This window comes from Bacillus sp. 2175 (genome assembly GCF_057812155.1).
Genome location: NZ_CM173819.1, coordinates 4,019,308 through 4,035,296, shown reverse-complemented (window position 1 = coordinate 4,035,296; position 15,989 = coordinate 4,019,308). Strand labels below are relative to the sequence as shown.

At 35.5% G+C, this 15,989-nt stretch carries 16 protein-coding genes and 1 tRNA gene; 13 read left to right on the top strand and 4 right to left on the bottom strand.

The window, feature by feature from the left end; genetic code table 11:
• Positions 1-3: 3 nt before the first annotated feature.
• A complete protein-coding gene (locus ACXKY9_RS20900) occupies positions 4-258 on the bottom strand; it encodes a DUF2624 domain-containing protein (protein ID WP_001048954.1) in 255 nt (84 codons plus the stop codon).
• 149 nt (positions 259-407) lie between these two features.
• On the opposite strand from ACXKY9_RS20900, the gene ACXKY9_RS20895 reads away from it, so the two are divergent.
• From ACXKY9_RS20895 to ACXKY9_RS20880, 4 genes are all read left to right on the top strand, one after another.
• Positions 408-1,286 carry a YitT family protein gene (locus ACXKY9_RS20895; protein WP_000435963.1) on the top strand — a complete coding sequence of 293 codons (879 nt, stop codon included), beginning with the start codon at positions 408-410 and terminating at the stop codon, positions 1,284-1,286.
• A 180-nt stretch (positions 1,287-1,466) separates the two neighbouring features.
• On the top strand, positions 1,467-2,237 hold the full coding sequence (locus ACXKY9_RS20890) for a metal ABC transporter ATP-binding protein (protein WP_001059662.1): 771 nt from the start codon (positions 1,467-1,469) through the stop codon (positions 2,235-2,237).
• The gene (locus ACXKY9_RS20885; RefSeq protein WP_000613815.1) at positions 2,237-3,070 is read left to right on the top strand and encodes a metal ABC transporter permease; all 834 of its coding nucleotides are present in this window, start codon (positions 2,237-2,239) and stop codon (positions 3,068-3,070) included. The genes ACXKY9_RS20890 and ACXKY9_RS20885 overlap by 1 nt, the downstream gene beginning before the upstream one ends.
• A 13-nt stretch (positions 3,071-3,083) precedes the next feature.
• Positions 3,084-3,497, top strand: a complete 414-nt coding sequence (locus ACXKY9_RS20880; protein WP_001054516.1) for a Fur family transcriptional regulator — start codon at positions 3,084-3,086, stop codon at positions 3,495-3,497.
• A 79-nt stretch (positions 3,498-3,576) separates the two neighbouring features.
• On the opposite strand, the gene ispG is transcribed toward ACXKY9_RS20880, so the two are convergent.
• The 3 genes from ispG to yqgB all read right to left on the bottom strand — a co-directional run bounded on the left by ispG (position 3,577) and on the right by yqgB (position 6,042).
• Positions 3,577-4,680 (bottom strand): flavodoxin-dependent (E)-4-hydroxy-3-methylbut-2-enyl-diphosphate synthase, encoded by a 1,104-nt coding sequence (ispG, locus tag ACXKY9_RS20875; RefSeq protein WP_153577907.1) that lies wholly within the window; start codon positions 4,678-4,680, stop codon positions 3,577-3,579.
• Between the two features lie 164 nt (positions 4,681-4,844).
• Positions 4,845-5,210: a protein YqfZ gene (yqfZ, locus tag ACXKY9_RS20870; RefSeq protein ID WP_000825416.1), complete on the bottom strand. Its 366-nt coding sequence runs from the start codon at positions 5,208-5,210 to the stop codon at positions 4,845-4,847.
• Between the two features lie 73 nt (positions 5,211-5,283).
• The gene (gene yqgB, locus ACXKY9_RS20865) at positions 5,284-6,042 is read right to left on the bottom strand and encodes a protein YqgB (RefSeq protein WP_000021899.1); all 759 of its coding nucleotides are present in this window, start codon (positions 6,040-6,042) and stop codon (positions 5,284-5,286) included.
• Positions 6,043-6,283: 241 nt separating this feature from the next.
• Between yqgB and ACXKY9_RS20860 the strand changes: the two genes are divergently transcribed.
• From ACXKY9_RS20860 to phoU, 9 genes are all read left to right on the top strand, one after another.
• Positions 6,284-6,357: transfer RNA gene (locus tag ACXKY9_RS20860), tRNA-Ile, on the top strand.
• Positions 6,358-6,578: 221 nt separating this feature from the next.
• Entirely contained in the window at positions 6,579-7,190 is a 612-nt protein-coding gene (gene sodA / locus ACXKY9_RS20855; protein ID WP_001052031.1) for a superoxide dismutase [Mn], read from the top strand.
• A gap of 116 nt (positions 7,191-7,306) precedes the next feature.
• A complete protein-coding gene (locus ACXKY9_RS20850) occupies positions 7,307-8,584 on the top strand; it encodes an MFS transporter (protein WP_000871385.1) in 1,278 nt (425 codons plus the stop codon).
• Positions 8,585-8,693: 109 nt separating this feature from the next.
• Complete coding sequence (locus tag ACXKY9_RS20845) at positions 8,694-10,820, top strand: peptidoglycan D,D-transpeptidase FtsI family protein (RefSeq protein WP_000038982.1); 2,127 nt, start codon at positions 8,694-8,696, stop codon at positions 10,818-10,820.
• 331 nt (positions 10,821-11,151) lie between these two features.
• Positions 11,152-12,069: a PstS family phosphate ABC transporter substrate-binding protein gene (locus ACXKY9_RS20840; protein WP_000871805.1), complete on the top strand. Its 918-nt coding sequence runs from the start codon at positions 11,152-11,154 to the stop codon at positions 12,067-12,069.
• Between the two features lie 27 nt (positions 12,070-12,096).
• Positions 12,097-13,047 carry a phosphate ABC transporter permease subunit PstC gene (pstC, locus tag ACXKY9_RS20835; protein ID WP_000940895.1) on the top strand — a complete coding sequence of 317 codons (951 nt, stop codon included), beginning with the start codon at positions 12,097-12,099 and terminating at the stop codon, positions 13,045-13,047.
• A 1-nt stretch (position 13,048) separates the two neighbouring features.
• Positions 13,049-13,915 carry a phosphate ABC transporter permease PstA gene (gene pstA / locus ACXKY9_RS20830; protein ID WP_001242564.1) on the top strand — a complete coding sequence of 289 codons (867 nt, stop codon included), beginning with the start codon at positions 13,049-13,051 and terminating at the stop codon, positions 13,913-13,915.
• Between the two features lie 28 nt (positions 13,916-13,943).
• Entirely contained in the window at positions 13,944-14,759 is an 816-nt protein-coding gene (pstB, locus tag ACXKY9_RS20825) for a phosphate ABC transporter ATP-binding protein (RefSeq protein WP_000226681.1), read from the top strand.
• A 291-nt stretch (positions 14,760-15,050) separates the two neighbouring features.
• A complete protein-coding gene (gene phoU / locus ACXKY9_RS20820; RefSeq protein ID WP_000251243.1) occupies positions 15,051-15,707 on the top strand; it encodes a phosphate signaling complex protein PhoU in 657 nt (218 codons plus the stop codon).
• Positions 15,708-15,989 lie beyond the last annotated feature (282 nt).

Below are 15,989 nucleotides of genomic sequence, written 5' to 3'. Positions count from 1 at the left end.
TCCTTATTTTAGTAGTTGCTGAAATAATGTATTTACTTGTTGGGCAGTGGCAGGGGAAGTTACTTTTGCGATTTGTTTTAAGAGCTCTAGTCGCTCGTTGTTATCGTAAATATTAATATTTTTACCCTTCATAAGTAAAACGATTTGATCAGCTTGTGCGGCTGTAATGGGAACTTCATATTCTTTGCTATATTTTAATAACTCTTTTGTAGAAATATGATTTAATTTTTTATTAACAATTTGTTTAATGAGGTTCATCTTATTATCCTCCTTCACGCGTTCTTCTATCGAAATATATGAGCATATAGCTTGTACATATTCGTATGGAGTTTCTTTTTTCATGAGGAAAAGAAGCGTATGTTATAATATAAGGACAAAACTACAGAAAAAGAGTAAAGGGAGGACTTATGGAGCAAAAGCAACATCGAAAAGAAAGTGTTATTCATCTCATTTATCGTTTAGTTATGATTATTTTTGGAGCAGCATGCGCGGCGGTAGCAATTGAACTATTTTTAATGCCAAATAAAATTATTGATGGTGGAATTATTGGTATTTCTCTTATATTAGATTATCTTACTCCTAACATTTGGTGGTTAAGTTTTTCTACTTTAGTCGTTGTTCTCAATATCCCATTTATGTATTCCGGTTATAAGCAAATTGGAAAAACATTTATGTTATCTTCGACATTTGGTATTGTAGCATTAGCTTTCATTGAGTCAACGTTACATGCGGTACCACCATTTACAACAGAACCTATTTTAGCGACAGTGTTTGGTGGTCTTATTTTAGGTCTTGGTGTAGGACTTGTAATTCGTCATGGTGGATCGCTAGATGGAACTGAAATTATGGGGATTTTATTAACGAAGAAATTACCGTTCTCTGTTGGTGAATTCGTAATGTTTGTGAACTTATTTATTTTTGCATGGGCAGCATTTGTGTTTGGTGTGGAACAAGCGATGTATTCTGTTATGACGTACTATATCGCATTTAAAACGATCGATACAGTAATTCAAGGGCTAGATGAAACGAAGGCGGTTTTAATTGTATCTGATCAATATGAGGAAGTATCAAACGCGATTTTGCATCGTCTTGGCCGTGGAACTACAAAGCTTGTAGCGAAAGGTGGTTACACGGATAAAGAAAAAGAAGTTATTTATGCAGTTGTAACGCGTCTAGAAGTGACGAAGTTAAAATCAATTGTGCATGAAATTGATGAAAATGCGTTTGTTACGATTATGAGCACGCAAGAGACAAATGGTGGTAAGTTTAAATCGGCTATTCACTAAAAAGTTTATAGGAATATTTTTCGAAAGCAGAGAATTTTTCTCTGCTTTTTGTTATAATAGTAAGGTTTCTTGAAAAAATAGATATATTTTAGGCAGATTGGTTTACAACTATAATAAGCTGTACTATAATTCAAATAGATATAAATCGGAATCATTCTGAATTAAAATAGGTGAGATGCTATGAATAATATATTAGAAATTGAAGGTTTAACATTCCGATACGAAGATCGGAATGTGTTAGAAAATATTAATTTGCAAGTTCCGAAGGGAGCTTTTTTAGGTTTAGTGGGACCGAATGGTTCAGGTAAATCAACTTTACTTAAGTGTTTATTAGGTGTTTTAAAGCCAAAAGAAGGAAGCATTCGCGTGTTTGGCGTTGATAGTAAGAAGTTTAAGGAATGGAACAAAGTTGGTTATGTATCCCAAAAGGCAAATAGTTTCAATTCTGGTTTTCCAGCAACTGTTTCTGAAGTTGTGTCAATGGGACTTGTTTCGAAAAAAGGGCTTTTTCGCTTTTTCACAAAAGAGGATAAGAAAAAGGTAGAAAAAGCAATTGCTGATGTAGGGATGAGTGAGTTTCAAGGTCGTAACATTGGAGAGCTTTCTGGTGGACAGCAACAGCGTGTATTTATTGCTCGTGCGCTCGTTAGTGATCCTGAATTGCTTATTTTGGACGAGCCTACTGTTGGAATCGATGTGAAAAATGTGGAAAGTTTTTACGAAATATTAGAGGATTTAAACAAAAGGCTCGGGATCACATTAATTCTTGTTACTCATGATATGGGAGCTGTTACTGAAAAAGTAACACATGTTGCATGCCTAAACCAACATCTACATTTCCATGGGAATGTAGAGAAGTTCCGAGAGTTAGAAGATGCAGAAATGTCCGTCTTATATGGACATCATGTTCATCGTTTAGAACACGAACATGAGCATCACGGGAGGATATAATGATACAAGATTTTTTACAATATGACTTTTTACGTAATTCTTTATACGCAGGTATTTTAATTGGACTTGTTGCACCGTTAATTGGTGTGTTTGTTGTTATTCGTCGTTTATCTCTTATTGCGGATGCATTAAGTCACGTGACGTTATCGGGTATTGCAGCAAGTTTATTACTTGAAAAAACCATTTTTACAGGTGGGTTTTTAAACCCCTTATATATGGGGATGATTTTCTCGATTGGTGGAGCGCTACTAATCGAAAAGTTACGAACTGTATATAAGCACTATCAAGAATTAGCAATTCCAATTATCCTTTCGGCAGGGATGGGGGTTGGAGTTATTTTCATTTCACTTGCAAATGGATTTAACACAGACTTATTTAGTTATTTATTTGGTAGTGTCAGTGCTGTAACAAGTACAGATTTAATTATTATTGGGATTGTAGCAATTGTTGTTGTTGCGACAATTATTTTATTATATAAAGAGCTGTTTCTATTATCATTTGATGAGGAATACGCAGTATCAACTGGTTTAAGAGCGAAATGGATTCACTTTATTTTCATTATATTAGTTGCTCTTGTCATTGCAGTATCAATGCGTGTAGTGGGGGTTCTTCTTGTATCATCATTAATGACGTTACCAGTTGCAGCAAGTATTCGTATTGCTAAAGGATTTAAACAAACAATTTTCTTTTCCATTTTATTTGGTGAAATTGCAGTAATTGGTGGAATGTTTGCTTCGTATCAACTTGATCTAGCGCCAGGTGGTACAATTGTTATGATAGCAGTTCTTATTTTAATCGGTGCGATTTTATGGAAGAAGAAAAAAACTGCATAAAGTAGGGATAGGTATGAATCTAACAGAAGCTTTACGCCTAATGAAAGAAAAAGGATACAAACATACTGGAAAAAGAGAAGAGATGCTCAGATTATTTGCAGCACATAATCGTTATTTAACTGCGAAAGACGTTTTAGAGCATATGAAGGACGATTATCCAGGGCTTAGTTTTGATACGATTTATCGTAACTTAACAGTTTTTGCTGAGATTGGTGTTTTAGAACAAACGGAATTAAATGGTGAAAAACATTTTCGTTTTACTTGTTCTATTATGGAACATCATCATCATTTTATTTGTTTGGATTGTGGGGGAACGAAAGAGATTACTTCCTGTCCAATGGATTTTATGAATAAAGATTTTACCGGTTATGAAGTAACGGGGCATAAGTTTGAAATATATGGTCGTTGTCCAAAATGTGCAAAGTAAAAGCTCGTCGGTTATATAACTGACGAGCTTTTTTACGTAGAAAAGAAGGTTGCTCACAAATGTTGTGGCAACCTTCTTTTTATTGTTCTTGTGTCTCTTTTTCTTTTTCTCGTTCAGCAGCCATTTCAGCAGCAATTACGTCGATTTCTTTTTTCAGTTCTTCTACCATTGTTTCTTCTGGTACTTTACGAACGACTTGCCCTTTACGGAATAATAATCCCTCTCCACGTGCACCGGCAATACCGATATCAGCTTCACGAGCTTCACCAGGGCCATTTACAGCGCAACCAAGTACTGCAACTTTAATTGGTACTTGAAGTGTAGAGATGTATTCTTCCACTTCGTTAGCGATGCTAATTAAATCAATTTCAATACGACCACAAGTTGGACAAGAGATAAGTGTTGCTGCGTTAGACGCAAGACCGAATGATTTTAATAGTTCACGAGCAACTTTTACTTCTTCAACTGGATCAGCACTTAATGAAATACGTAGTGTATTTCCGATGCCTTTATTTAAGATTGCTCCAAGACCAGCAGCACTTTTTACAGTTCCGGCAAACAATGTTCCAGATTCTGTAATACCTAAATGTAATGGATAATCAAAAGCACGAGCAGCTTTCTCGTATGCTTCAATTGCTAAGTTAACATCAGAGGCTTTCATAGATACGATAATATCGTGGAAATCTAGGTCCTCTAAAATTTTAATATGATGTAGCGCGCTCTCAACCATACCATCTGCAGTTGGGTACCCGTACTTTTCTAAAATATGACGCTCTAATGAACCAGCGTTTACACCAATACGGATTGGAATACCGCGCTCTTTTGCTGCATTTACAACAGCTTCTACTTTATGGCGACGACCAATGTTACCTGGATTGATACGTACTTTATCAATGCCGCCTTCAATTGCTTTTAAAGCAAGGCGATAATCAAAATGAATATCAGCAACAAGTGGAATGTTGATTTGTTTTTTTATATCAGCAATAGCATCTGCTGCGCGTTCATCTGGAACGGCAACGCGGACGACTTGACAGCCGGCTTCTTCTAAACGCTTAATTTCAGCAACTGTTGCTTCAACATCATGTGTTTTTGTTGTTGTCATACTTTGTATAATTAATTCATTATTACCGCCGATTGTTAAATTACCGACTTTAACTGGACGTGTTTTTGTACGATGAGTCATTTCATTCACGAATAGATCGCTCTCCTTATAAAAGAAGTTTCTTATTTAGTCCCTCATATCAATGATAGTATACGTGATATAGGGCTATAGAAACCGAAGTACTCGGTTTCACTTTTACTATTGTATCAGCGCCTTTATGTAATTGACAAGGATTAAGTGATAGCTTATTGATATAAGGGGAATTTATAAGACTTTCCAATTTGTATTTTTGTAGCAGATGTACTTTTGTTTAATTGTTTAAAGTCGTCAATGACTTTTTCTATGGAAGGAATTTTTTTCTTGTTAATTTGTTCTGTAATAGAAAGAACTGTCTCACCAGTTTTTACTTCAATTGTTTTATAAGATACATCCGTTTCTTTTTCTGTTTTGTTCTCTTTATTCTGCTGACTGTCTGTGTTTTCTTTTTTAATCGTTTGAGCAGCAGTTGTTTTTTTATATGAACTTAACATCGGTAAAGTACCGATTTTTATATCGTAATAAAATATATAACCGAGAACAAGCACGAATAGGAATATACCTAATCTCTTCATATTCTTCACTCCTTTGCTAGGAATATATGCTTGTCCAAAAAAAAAATGCCTATTTAGGCATTTTTTTTCGTTCTTATTTTTCTTTCGGTTTTGGAACTTCTTTAATCGTTAAGTACAGAACAATTAAAACAACTGCGATATAGATGAATGTTGATCCAGGTACGACAATCTTACATGCATCCATAATCATAAAGAAGATTGTTGGGATTGTGTAGCTGTATGCAGTTAGTGTCCAAACTTGTTTATAGGATAGTTTACGTTGACCGCTCATAGCAGAACCGATGAACGCAAGTAAAGTCACACCTACAAAAGTGATGAATAATTGGAATAGGTACACTAAGAATCCAATAACAAATAATAAAATTGGATAAATATTATCGAATAAAGAAATAAATTCTTGTAGATCTTTTTTCTCAAGAGATGCACCTAACAAATCGTTATAAGAATACGTTTGTATTTGACCATTTCCCATAGAGACTACTTTATCTTTTAAAACAAATAAACCTGTTTTATTTTGATATTTTTCTAGGTCTGTTGAATTTGGATCAAATACGAAAAGTGCATTTCCTTCTTCTTTTTCAATAGGTTGATCAATATCGGCTTTTAGTTCGCCATTTTCAATTTTAAAATCAGGTAAATCTTTATCGATGACTTGATTTACCATGCTTACACCATCTTGGATAAAACTACCGTACAAAAAAGTTCTTGGAATAGTAGTAATTAAGCAAAGTAGCATAATATACAAAATGGTTTTACCGATTTTTTGAAAACGGAATAGCGCCATATCTTTAGGCGAGTATATGCTTTTTACGAATTGGGTAAATATGGACATAGATTCACTTCCTTTATGTATGTATAAAATCATTGTAACGTAGTAATCTAGAGAATCTCAAGATATATTATATTTACATATAGTGGAGATAACTAAATTTCTTTTATTAACTTTCTTCTTTTAAATAAGAAAAATACAATTGACACTTTTCTTTTCTATATGGTAAATTTATCTTACATTTCTTAAAGAGCATATCCGATAGGAATTCCTTTATTTGATATGTTGTTACATACATAATTGTGGACCCTTAGCTCAGCTGGTTAGAGCAGACGGCTCATAACCGTCCGGTCGTAGGTTCGAGTCCTACAGGGTCCATATCCATTTCACATGTTTATTATGTTAGCAGGAAGCTTCCTTGTAGAAGGAAGCTTTTTTTACGGAATATATGAGCATTTTAATTGAAAAGAAGTGGGGATTTTGCTACTTTAATGATAGCAAGACAATGTGATTTATTTGTTTGCACCCTATGGCAATTAGGGTAGAATGAAGTTGTATGTCACTTAAGTGGCAATACATAAACTGGGAGGAATATAACAATGGCAAAACACGAATTACCAAATTTACCTTATGCGTATGATGCTTTAGAGCCTCACTTTGACAAAGAAACAATGAACATCCATCATACAAAACATCACAACACGTACATTACAAACTTAAACGCTGCTTTAGAAGGTCATGCAGAATTAGCTGACAAAAGCGTAGAAGAATTAGTTGCAAACTTAAACGAAGTACCAGAAGCAATCCGTACAGCAGTACGTAACAATGGTGGCGGACATGCTAACCATACATTCTTCTGGACAATCCTATCTCCAAACGGCGGAGGACAACCTGTAGGTGAACTTGCAACTGCAATTGAAGCAAAATTCGGTAGCTTCGATGCATTCAAAGAAGAATTCGCAAAAGCTGGCGCAACTCGCTTCGGTTCTGGTTGGGCTTGGTTAGTAGTAAACAATGGTGAGTTAGAAGTAACAAGCACTCCAAACCAAGATTCTCCTTTAACTGAAGGTAAAACGCCAGTTATCGGTTTAGATGTTTGGGAGCATGCTTACTACTTAAACTACCAAAACCGTCGTCCAGACTACATCGGTGCATTCTGGAACGTTGTAGATTGGAACGCTGCTGAAAAACGTTACCAAGAAGCAAAATAATTGTAACAAATATAGAAAAAGCTAGGGGAGAGCCCCTAGCTTTTTTCTATGCTTTCCTTTTACATAATTGGGCTTGTCTTTGGAAGACTAGAACATGAAGTAAAGGAGAGTTGTGTATGAAATGGAAACATATAATTGGTGACGTTGAAGTGAATCGGGATTTAGTGTTATTGCTCCTTATAGGAGGTTTATACACGCTCGCAATTTCTTTATCGAATACGTTTGTAAATATTTATTTATGGAAACAAACACAAAATTATGTGAATCTTGGCTTGTATAATTTAGCCAGCGTGGTATTACAGCCTCTCACATTTCTTGTAGGGGGGAAATTAGCGAAACGTATCGATCGCTCGATTTTATTACGAATAGGGGTAGGAACGCTCGCAATTTTTTTTATCGTTGTCTTAGTAGCAGGGAAAAGTGCTTCTCAGTATATTCTATTAATGGGGGCTCTTTTAGGAGTAGGATACGGTTTTTACTGGTTGGCTTTTAACTTATTGACATTTGAAATTACAGAACCAGAAACAAGAGATTTCTTTAATGGGTTTCTTGGACTTCTTACATCCTTCTCTGGGATGATTGGACCAATAGCAGCAGGATACACAATTTCACGTATGGAGAAATGGAGTGGCTATACTGTTATATTCTTTCTTTCATTAGTTCTATTTGCAATTGCTGTCGTCTTAAGCTTCTTTTTATCTAAAAGAGAATGTGAAGGGCGTTATGAAATCGTGCAAGTATTGAAAGAACGACGGATTGATAAAAATTGGGGAAAGATTACACGAGCTCATTTTTTCCAAGGATTGAGAGAAGGGACGTTTATTTTTGTCATTTCAGTATATGTTTATTTAGCAACTAATAGTGAGTTCGCATTAGGGAAATACAGTTTAGTGAACTCTGCTGTATCCTTTGTATGTTATTACTTAGTTGCTCGTATGTTAAAGAAGGAGTGGCGAAAAAAAGCAATTTTACTTGGGGGCATTATTTTATATGCTGTCGTCTTTTTAGTTATTTTCAATGTTACATACACGAAATTACTTATTTATGCGGCATGTATTGCGATTGCATATCCTATTTTACTTGTTCCGTACGGATCAATGACATATGATGTAATTGGTAGAGCGAAAAATGCGAGAGAATGGCGTGTGGAATATGTCGTTGTTCGGGAGTTATGGTTAAACGCCGGAAGAATCTGTTCCATTTTAAGTTTTTTATGTGCTGTACTATTCTTTCCACCTGAAAAAAGTTTACCTTACTTATTATGTATTTTAGGTGCTGGACATTTTCTTATTTATTTTGCAGTTAAAAATGTCAAATATGATGAGGGAAATGCGAGTAAAACAAGTGTTGTAACGCAAGAGAACGCGCAAAACCAAACTGAACCAGAAGGTTAACTTCTCGTTTGTTTTATGCTAGAATAGAAAAAGATGTAAGACAGCAGTGAGGACACCTGTATGAGGGTGTCCCTTTCACATTACATAGCTGTTGGTAGAGGGGGTTTGTATGAGCAAGAAGCAGAAGCAAAATAAGAAAAAGACCCACGTTCCTTTTCGATTAAACGTGTTGTTTTTCTGCGTGTTTTTAATGTTCTCCGCGGTTATTGTAAGGCTCGGATATGTACAAATTGTTCGCGGTGAAGAATATAAGAATGAAGTGGAGAAGAAAGAAAACTCAACGATAAGTAATCCTGTACCGCGTGGGAAAATATTTGACCGTTATGGGCGACCTGTAGTAGATAATGCAGCCATTCGTACTATTACATTTACAAAAATGAAGGGATCAACTGCAGAGGATCGCTTAGAAACAGCGAAAAAGCTAGCAGATTTGATTGAAGTACCGACAGATAAATTAACAGATCGCGATAAAAAAGATTATTGGCTTGCTATGCATAAAGAGGAAGCTAAAGAAAAAATTACGAATAAAGATCGTCAAGAGTTTAAAGATAAAAAAATTGATGATAAAGAATTAGACGAGCGTCAGAGAAGTCGTGTAACAGAAGAAGAGATTAATCAATTATCCGCCAAAGATCTAGAAATACTAGCGATTAAGAGTAAGATGGACGGCGGATATGCAATGACACCTCAAGTTATTAAAAAGGATGCTACAGAAAAGGAATATTCGATTATTAGTGAAAACCTAGCAGCATTACCAGGTGTAGATACGAATGTTGATTGGGAGCGAAAATATACGTACGATGATTTATTCCGAAGTGTACTTGGTGGGGTGTCGACATCTGATGAAGGCTTACCGAGAGAAAGACTAGATTACTATCTTGTTCGTGATTACAATCGAAATGACCGAGTAGGAAAAAGTTATCTTGAACAACAGTATGAAGATAGCCTGCATGGTACGAAAGCAGAAGTTAGAAATGTTACAGATAAAAACGGTAATATTTTAGAAACGATTAATGTATCAAAAGGACAAAGTGGTAATGACCTGAACTTAACAATTGATATGGAATTACAAAAGCGCGTGGAAGATATTCTTGCGAAGAATTTAATGAGGTTTAAAGGAAGTGAACCTCTTTTAGATCGCGCATTTGTTGTAATGATGAACCCAAAAAATGGTGAAGTTTTATCTATGGCGGGGAAACAATTAGTTAACGAAGATGGTCAAACGAAAGTAAATGACTTTGCATTAGGTACCATGACAAGTTCTTATCCGATGGGGTCAACTGTAAAAGGTGCAACAGTACTTACTGGATATCAAACTGGTGCGATTCAACCAGGGGCAGTACAATTGGATGAACCAATTAAATTAAAAGGTACACCTACGAAGTCGTCTTGGAAAACGATGGGATACATTAATGACCTTACAGCTTTAAAAATGTCTTCTAACGTTTATATGTTTAAAACAGCGATGAATATCGCCGGTGTTCCATATGTGAGAGGTGGTACGTTAGATATACCTCAAAAAGCATTTGATACGATGCGTTATTATTTCGGACAGTTTGGACTTGGTGTAAAAACAGGAATTGATTTACCGAATGAATCTGCTGGTCAGATGGGTAAGAGTAGTCAACCAGGTTTCTTACTAGATTTATCAATTGGACAGTATGATACGTATACACCGCTTCAATTAGCGCAATATATTTCGACGATTGCCAATGGCGGATATCGTATGCAACCACAAGTTGTAAAAGAAATTCGTCAACCGGCAGTGAAACCAGATGAAGTTGGGAAAGTTGTTCAATCTATGGAACCGAAAGTATTAAATCGTATTGATATGCCGGAATCGCAAATTAAACGCGTTCAAGAAGGATTTAGACAAGTGTATAATGATTCAGGTGGTACAGCTACAAAGTACTTTACAGGTGCAAAATATAAAGCTGCTGGGAAAACTGGTACAGCTCAAACTGTGTATGGTGGAGATAAAGAGATTGGTAGAAATGCAAAAGGTGAACGTGTGGAAACATATAACTTAACATTAGTAGGTTATGCGCCACTTGAAGATCCAGAAGTAGCATTCTCTGTTGTCGTTCCATGGGTACATGATGATAAGACTGGTATTAATGGATATATTGGTCGTGAAATTATGGACGCTTACTTTGATTTGAAAAACAAAGAAGTAAATGGTGAAGCTCCAAAAGATGATAAAGACAATAAAAACAAAGATCAAGATGATGAATAAAAAAGTTGTAAAAAAGCACACTATATGAAAAGATAGTGTGCTTTTTTTTATGGTTTATGCATATCGTGTAATAAATGTGGACAAGTATACAACATTTAAAAAACGCGGCCCTATAAATGATACTTGTATATGGTGGGATAGGGGATAAATATTTTATAGGGAAATCATCAGAGGAAATGAATAGCTACTACTGAATTAAAATTGTATCGTATGTTGATTTTTGTGGAACTTTACAAAACTTTTACAAACAATTAAAACCGAATTAATAGTTTAGCAGTATTCTTATATCTGTAATCCTGTTATTTCCGGTTACTTCTAGGAGGAAGAACACGTGAAATGGATGCATACACCGATTAAGATTTTCGTATTATCAATATGGTTCCTCTGTTTTGAAATGTCTACTGCATTTGCTTTAAATGATACGGGAGAAGTGAGAGTTGATGGATCCTCAACGGTTTTTCCTATTATAGAAGCAGTAGCGGAGGAATATACAAAGGTGCATCCAGACGTGAAAATTTCCATCAGTATTTCTGGAACTGGGGGAGGATTTAATCGTTTCAGTAAAGGAGAAGTAGATATAAATAATGCTTCGAGAGTAATGAAACAAGTCGAGAAAAATGAAATGAAGAAAAACTCTATTCAGTTCACACCTTTTGAGGTTGCTAACGACGGTCTTACGATTGTTGTGAATCGCCATAATACATGGGTAGACGATATGTCAGTAGACGAGTTACGACTACTTTGGAGTGAAAATGGAAGAGAGAAGCGATGGTCACAAATTCATTCAACATGGCCACGTGAACAAGTGAAGTTTTATGCACCAGGCGTAGACTCTGGTACGTATGATTATTTTCAAAATGTCATCTTACAAAATCATCGCATTGTAAAAAAAGTCTCTTTGTCTGAAGATGATCAAGTTATTATGCAAGGGGTAATGAATGATAAACATGCCATTGCTTTTGTAGGATATGCTTATTATATGGCTAATCGAGATAAGGTGAAAGCAATAAAAGTAAATGGTGTATTTCCGACGAAAGAGACCATTCAATCAGGTAAGTATAAGCCGTTATCTAGGCCGCTACTTGCTTATGTGAATAATGCATCTATCCGAAATAAAATGAATGTAGCAAACTATGTTGAGTTTATGATTCAGCATGTCGGTAACCTCGCTGAAGAGGTCGGGTATGTAAAATTACGAAAAGAAAAATACAATGAACAGCTGCGTATGTTAACAGAAATAAAAAGGTAATGTCAGGGTGGAAAGGGGTTTTCATCTTTGGCTCATAATGACAAAAGTCAAATTACATTTTCTGTACAACATTTGATTGAAAGAAATACAAAACAAAGAAAAAAAAAGCAGCGAATCAATCGAATAGTGCCTTTATTACTAAAAATAATTGCTAGCGTTTCTATTGTGACGACACTTGGAATTGTTTTTACGCTCTCTAATGAAACAATCATGTTTTTTCAAAAAATATCATTATACTCCTTTTTGACGGAGAAAGAATGGTTACCATTTTTTGAAGACCCTAAATTCGGTATATTACCACTCATATGTGGAACGTTCCTTATAACTGCAATTGCTATGTTTGTAGCAATTCCTATCGGTTTAGCGTGTGCCGTATTTTTAAGCGAATATGCTTCAAATAGTGCACGGAAAATATTAAAGCCGATGTTAGAGCTATTAGCAGGTATCCCGACAATTGTATATGGTTTTTTTGCATTAACAATTGTTACGCCGCTTTTACAAAGGCTTATACCAGATTTACAGTTTTTTAATGCGATTAGTCCAGGAATCGTTATCGGATTTATGATGATGCCTACAGTTGCATCTCTATCTGAAGACGCGATGAGAGCTGTGTCGAAAGGGACGAAAGAAGCTTCATTAGCACTCGGGGCGACGCGGTTTGAAATGGTAAAACAAGTGGTGTTTCCGTCCGCTTTTACAGGGATTATGGCAGCAATTATATTAGCGGCTTCTCGTGCAATTGGTGAAACGATGATTGTTGTAATTGCAGCAGGATCCACACCGAATGTATCGCTTGATCCGACACATTCTATTCAAACGTTAACAGCCTATATTGTGCAAGTAAGTTTAGGTGATGCTCCGCATGGAACGATTACGTATTACAGCATGTATGCTGTAGGTGCAACGTTATTTTTGTTTACCTTTATTATGAACATCATTTCGCAGTCTATTATGCGCCGTTTTAGGAGGATGACATAATATGCGAATGTTGAATCATAAAAAAATACAAAAAAACATGGCATCACGCTTTTTAAAAGATCGAATTTACAAATTGTTATTTTATATAGCAATTTTATTTTCAATGGTAATTTTGTTTTTGTTACTGTTTCAAATTGTTGAAAAAGGTATAAGTTATCTTTCAATAAATTTCTTTACAAATTTCGCTTCACGTAATCCGAAAGAAGCTGGTATTGCTGCAGCTTTGTCAGGGACAATATTATTTATGAGTATTGTTATACCTGTTTCTTTTATATTTGGAGTTGGAACAGCACTTTATTTAGAGCAATATGCGAAGGAATCTCTATTTAAAAAAATAATAGAGATTAATAATCAAACGTTAGCAGGAGTACCATCCGTTGTATTTGGATTGCTTGGTTTAACTATTTTTGTATATGCTCTTCATTTAGGAGAGAGTATAGTTGCAGCAGCACTGACGATGAGTCTACTCGTTTTACCAACAGTTGTTGTGGCGAGTCAAGAAGCAATTCGATCAGTACCAAGTGTATTATTAGAGGGTTCTTACGGATTAGGTGCTACGAAGTGGCAAACGATGTATCAAATTGTATTGCCATATGCTTTCCCAGGGATTATAACGGGCTGTACGTTAGCGATATCAAGAGCAATTGGAGAAGCTGCACCACTATTAGTTATTGGGGCACTTGCGTTTGCAAATTATGTTCCATTTAGTATGTTTGATAGATTTACAGTTCTACCAATTCAAATTTTTAATTGGATGAGTAGGCCACAAGAAGAATTTCAGTATGTAGCAGCAGCTGGGATGATTGTTTTGTTAGGTTTGTTGCTATTTATTAATATATTTGTTTTATGGTTACGAAATCGAAAATAAGTTGGAAGTGGATGAAAGGGGAATTCAAATGGTAGCAACAGTAGTAAATGTACAGGTGAAAAACGAAGAGAAAATCGAGACTGCGCCAAAGAAGGTAGTATTTGATACGAAAAACTTAAATTTATGGTATGGGGAAGACCATGCTTTAAAAGATATTAATTTAAGTATTCATGAGAATGAAGTTACAGCCATTATCGGTCCAAGTGGCTGTGGTAAATCAACTTACTTAAAAACATTAAATCGCATGGTAGAATTAGTACCGATTGTTCGAACTACAGGTGTAATTGAATATAGAGAACGCAATATATTTGATAAATCATATCCAGTTGAAGAATTAAGAACGCATGTAGGAATGGTGTTCCAAAAGCCAAATCCATTTCCAAAATCTATTTATGAGAATGTAGCATACGGTCCAAAAATCCATGGTATTCGTGACAAAAAGACATTAGATGAAATTGTTGAAAAAAGTTTACGTGGAGCAGCGATTTGGGATGAGTTAAAAGATCGTTTGCACGATAATGCATACGGTTTATCTGGTGGACAGCAACAGCGTCTATGCATCGCACGCTGCTTAGCTATTGAGCCAGACGTTATTTTAATGGATGAGCCAACATCGGCATTAGACCCAATTTCAACATTAAAAGTAGAAGAATTAATTCAAGAGCTAAAGAAAGATTTTAGTATTGTTATCGTAACGCATAATATGCAACAAGCAGCGCGTATTTCAGACAAAACAGCTTTCTTCTTAAGCGGGGAAGTTGTGGAGTATACAGATACAAACAAATTATTTACGACTCCTTCAGATAAGCGTACAGAAGATTATATTACAGGTCGCTTTGGTTGATATCGTTTCAAAGCTAAGAGCAAATGCCCTCTTAACAGAGGGCATTTCTTATTTTATCTTACTGTTAATAGAGAACTAATACTTCTCCTTATCTTAAGGTTTATTACAAGCGCAAGAGGCTATGTAGGAGATTTACCCCGCTATTTGCGGGCAGTAAGACCCCCACCTTAAAATTTAGCGAAAGCAAAGAAGTTAGGGAGGGGATCTTGCTGCCTATCAAATCCCGATTGATGAGGGTTGATTAAAGTTTCACTTTTATATAATGGCACATAATATTGAGGGGGAAGAAAAATGGTAAGAGAACAGTTTCAAGGTGATTTAAAAGCGTTACAGCAAAAGGTGATCGAGCTTGGAGAATTAGCAAATGCGGCTTTATTGATGGCTATGGAAGGTCTGCATACAAGGGATGTAGAGAAAGCGTTAGAGGTCATTGATGGTGATTACCGCATGGATAATTTAGAAGAGGAAATAAACGATCTTGCGCTTATGCTCATTACGAAGCAGCAACCTGTAGCAAGTGACTTAAGAAGGATTTTTATTTCAATTAAAACAGCGACAGATTTAGAGCGTATTGCAGATCATGCTGTTAATATTGCAAAGGCTACAATTCGTCTTGGGGAAAAAGAAGTGGCTGTTAGTTTGCACAACCTGGATGAAATGTTTGCGGTTGCAAATGAGATGTTGCATTTAGCGCTAGAAGCATATGAACAAGAAAATTTAACTTTTGCGAAACAAATTGCTGAAATGGATGATTCCGTTGATGAAATATATGGAAAAGCAATTCGTGAGTTTATATCGTCGGTTCCGGAACAACCAGAAGCAATTACGCAAATTACACAATTATCATTTGTCGCGAGATATATTGAGCGTGTAGCAGATCATATTACAAATATTGCTGAAAATGTCTTTTATTTAGTAAAAGGAAAGCATTATTTATTGAATGAGTAGGAATAAAAGCAGGTGATGAGAAATCACCTGCTTTTTTTAGTCAAAACATGACAAAAAAAGCTCGTTGTTTCCTTTAGTTTATGATGATAAGATGTATCATAATGTAATGGAAAAATTAGTATATATGTTTGTCGTTAATAAGTATTATTTACCAATTTATAGTAAGCGCTTTCTTGTTGTTTGAAACATACGTTTTTATAGGTGAGAAATTTAATTATATGGTCTTCTAAATGAGGATTTGTTTAACTAATCAAGTTTATGCTGCTAGTTCATGTGGGATAG

Coding starts and splice junctions, on each gene's coding strand:
- ACXKY9_RS20900 (WP_001048954.1), bottom strand. CDS start 258: ATGAACCTCATTAAACAAATTGTTAATAAAAAATTAAATCATATTTCT.
- ACXKY9_RS20895 (WP_000435963.1), top strand. CDS start 408: ATGGAGCAAAAGCAACATCGAAAAGAAAGTGTTATTCATCTCATTTAT.
- ACXKY9_RS20890 (WP_001059662.1), top strand. CDS start 1,467: ATGAATAATATATTAGAAATTGAAGGTTTAACATTCCGATACGAAGAT.
- ACXKY9_RS20885 (WP_000613815.1), top strand. CDS start 2,237: ATGATACAAGATTTTTTACAATATGACTTTTTACGTAATTCTTTATAC.
- ACXKY9_RS20880 (WP_001054516.1), top strand. CDS start 3,084: ATGAATCTAACAGAAGCTTTACGCCTAATGAAAGAAAAAGGATACAAA.
- ispG (WP_153577907.1), bottom strand. CDS start 4,680: ATGACTCATCGTACAAAAACACGTCCAGTTAAAGTCGGTAATTTAACA.
- yqfZ (WP_000825416.1), bottom strand. CDS start 5,210: ATGAAGAGATTAGGTATATTCCTATTCGTGCTTGTTCTCGGTTATATA.
- yqgB (WP_000021899.1), bottom strand. CDS start 6,042: ATGTCCATATTTACCCAATTCGTAAAAAGCATATACTCGCCTAAAGAT.
- sodA (WP_001052031.1), top strand. CDS start 6,579: ATGGCAAAACACGAATTACCAAATTTACCTTATGCGTATGATGCTTTA.
- ACXKY9_RS20850 (WP_000871385.1), top strand. CDS start 7,307: ATGAAATGGAAACATATAATTGGTGACGTTGAAGTGAATCGGGATTTA.
- ACXKY9_RS20845 (WP_000038982.1), top strand. CDS start 8,694: ATGAGCAAGAAGCAGAAGCAAAATAAGAAAAAGACCCACGTTCCTTTT.
- pstA (WP_001242564.1), top strand. CDS start 13,049: ATGCGAATGTTGAATCATAAAAAAATACAAAAAAACATGGCATCACGC.
- pstB (WP_000226681.1), top strand. CDS start 13,944: ATGGTAGCAACAGTAGTAAATGTACAGGTGAAAAACGAAGAGAAAATC.
- phoU (WP_000251243.1), top strand. CDS start 15,051: ATGGTAAGAGAACAGTTTCAAGGTGATTTAAAAGCGTTACAGCAAAAG.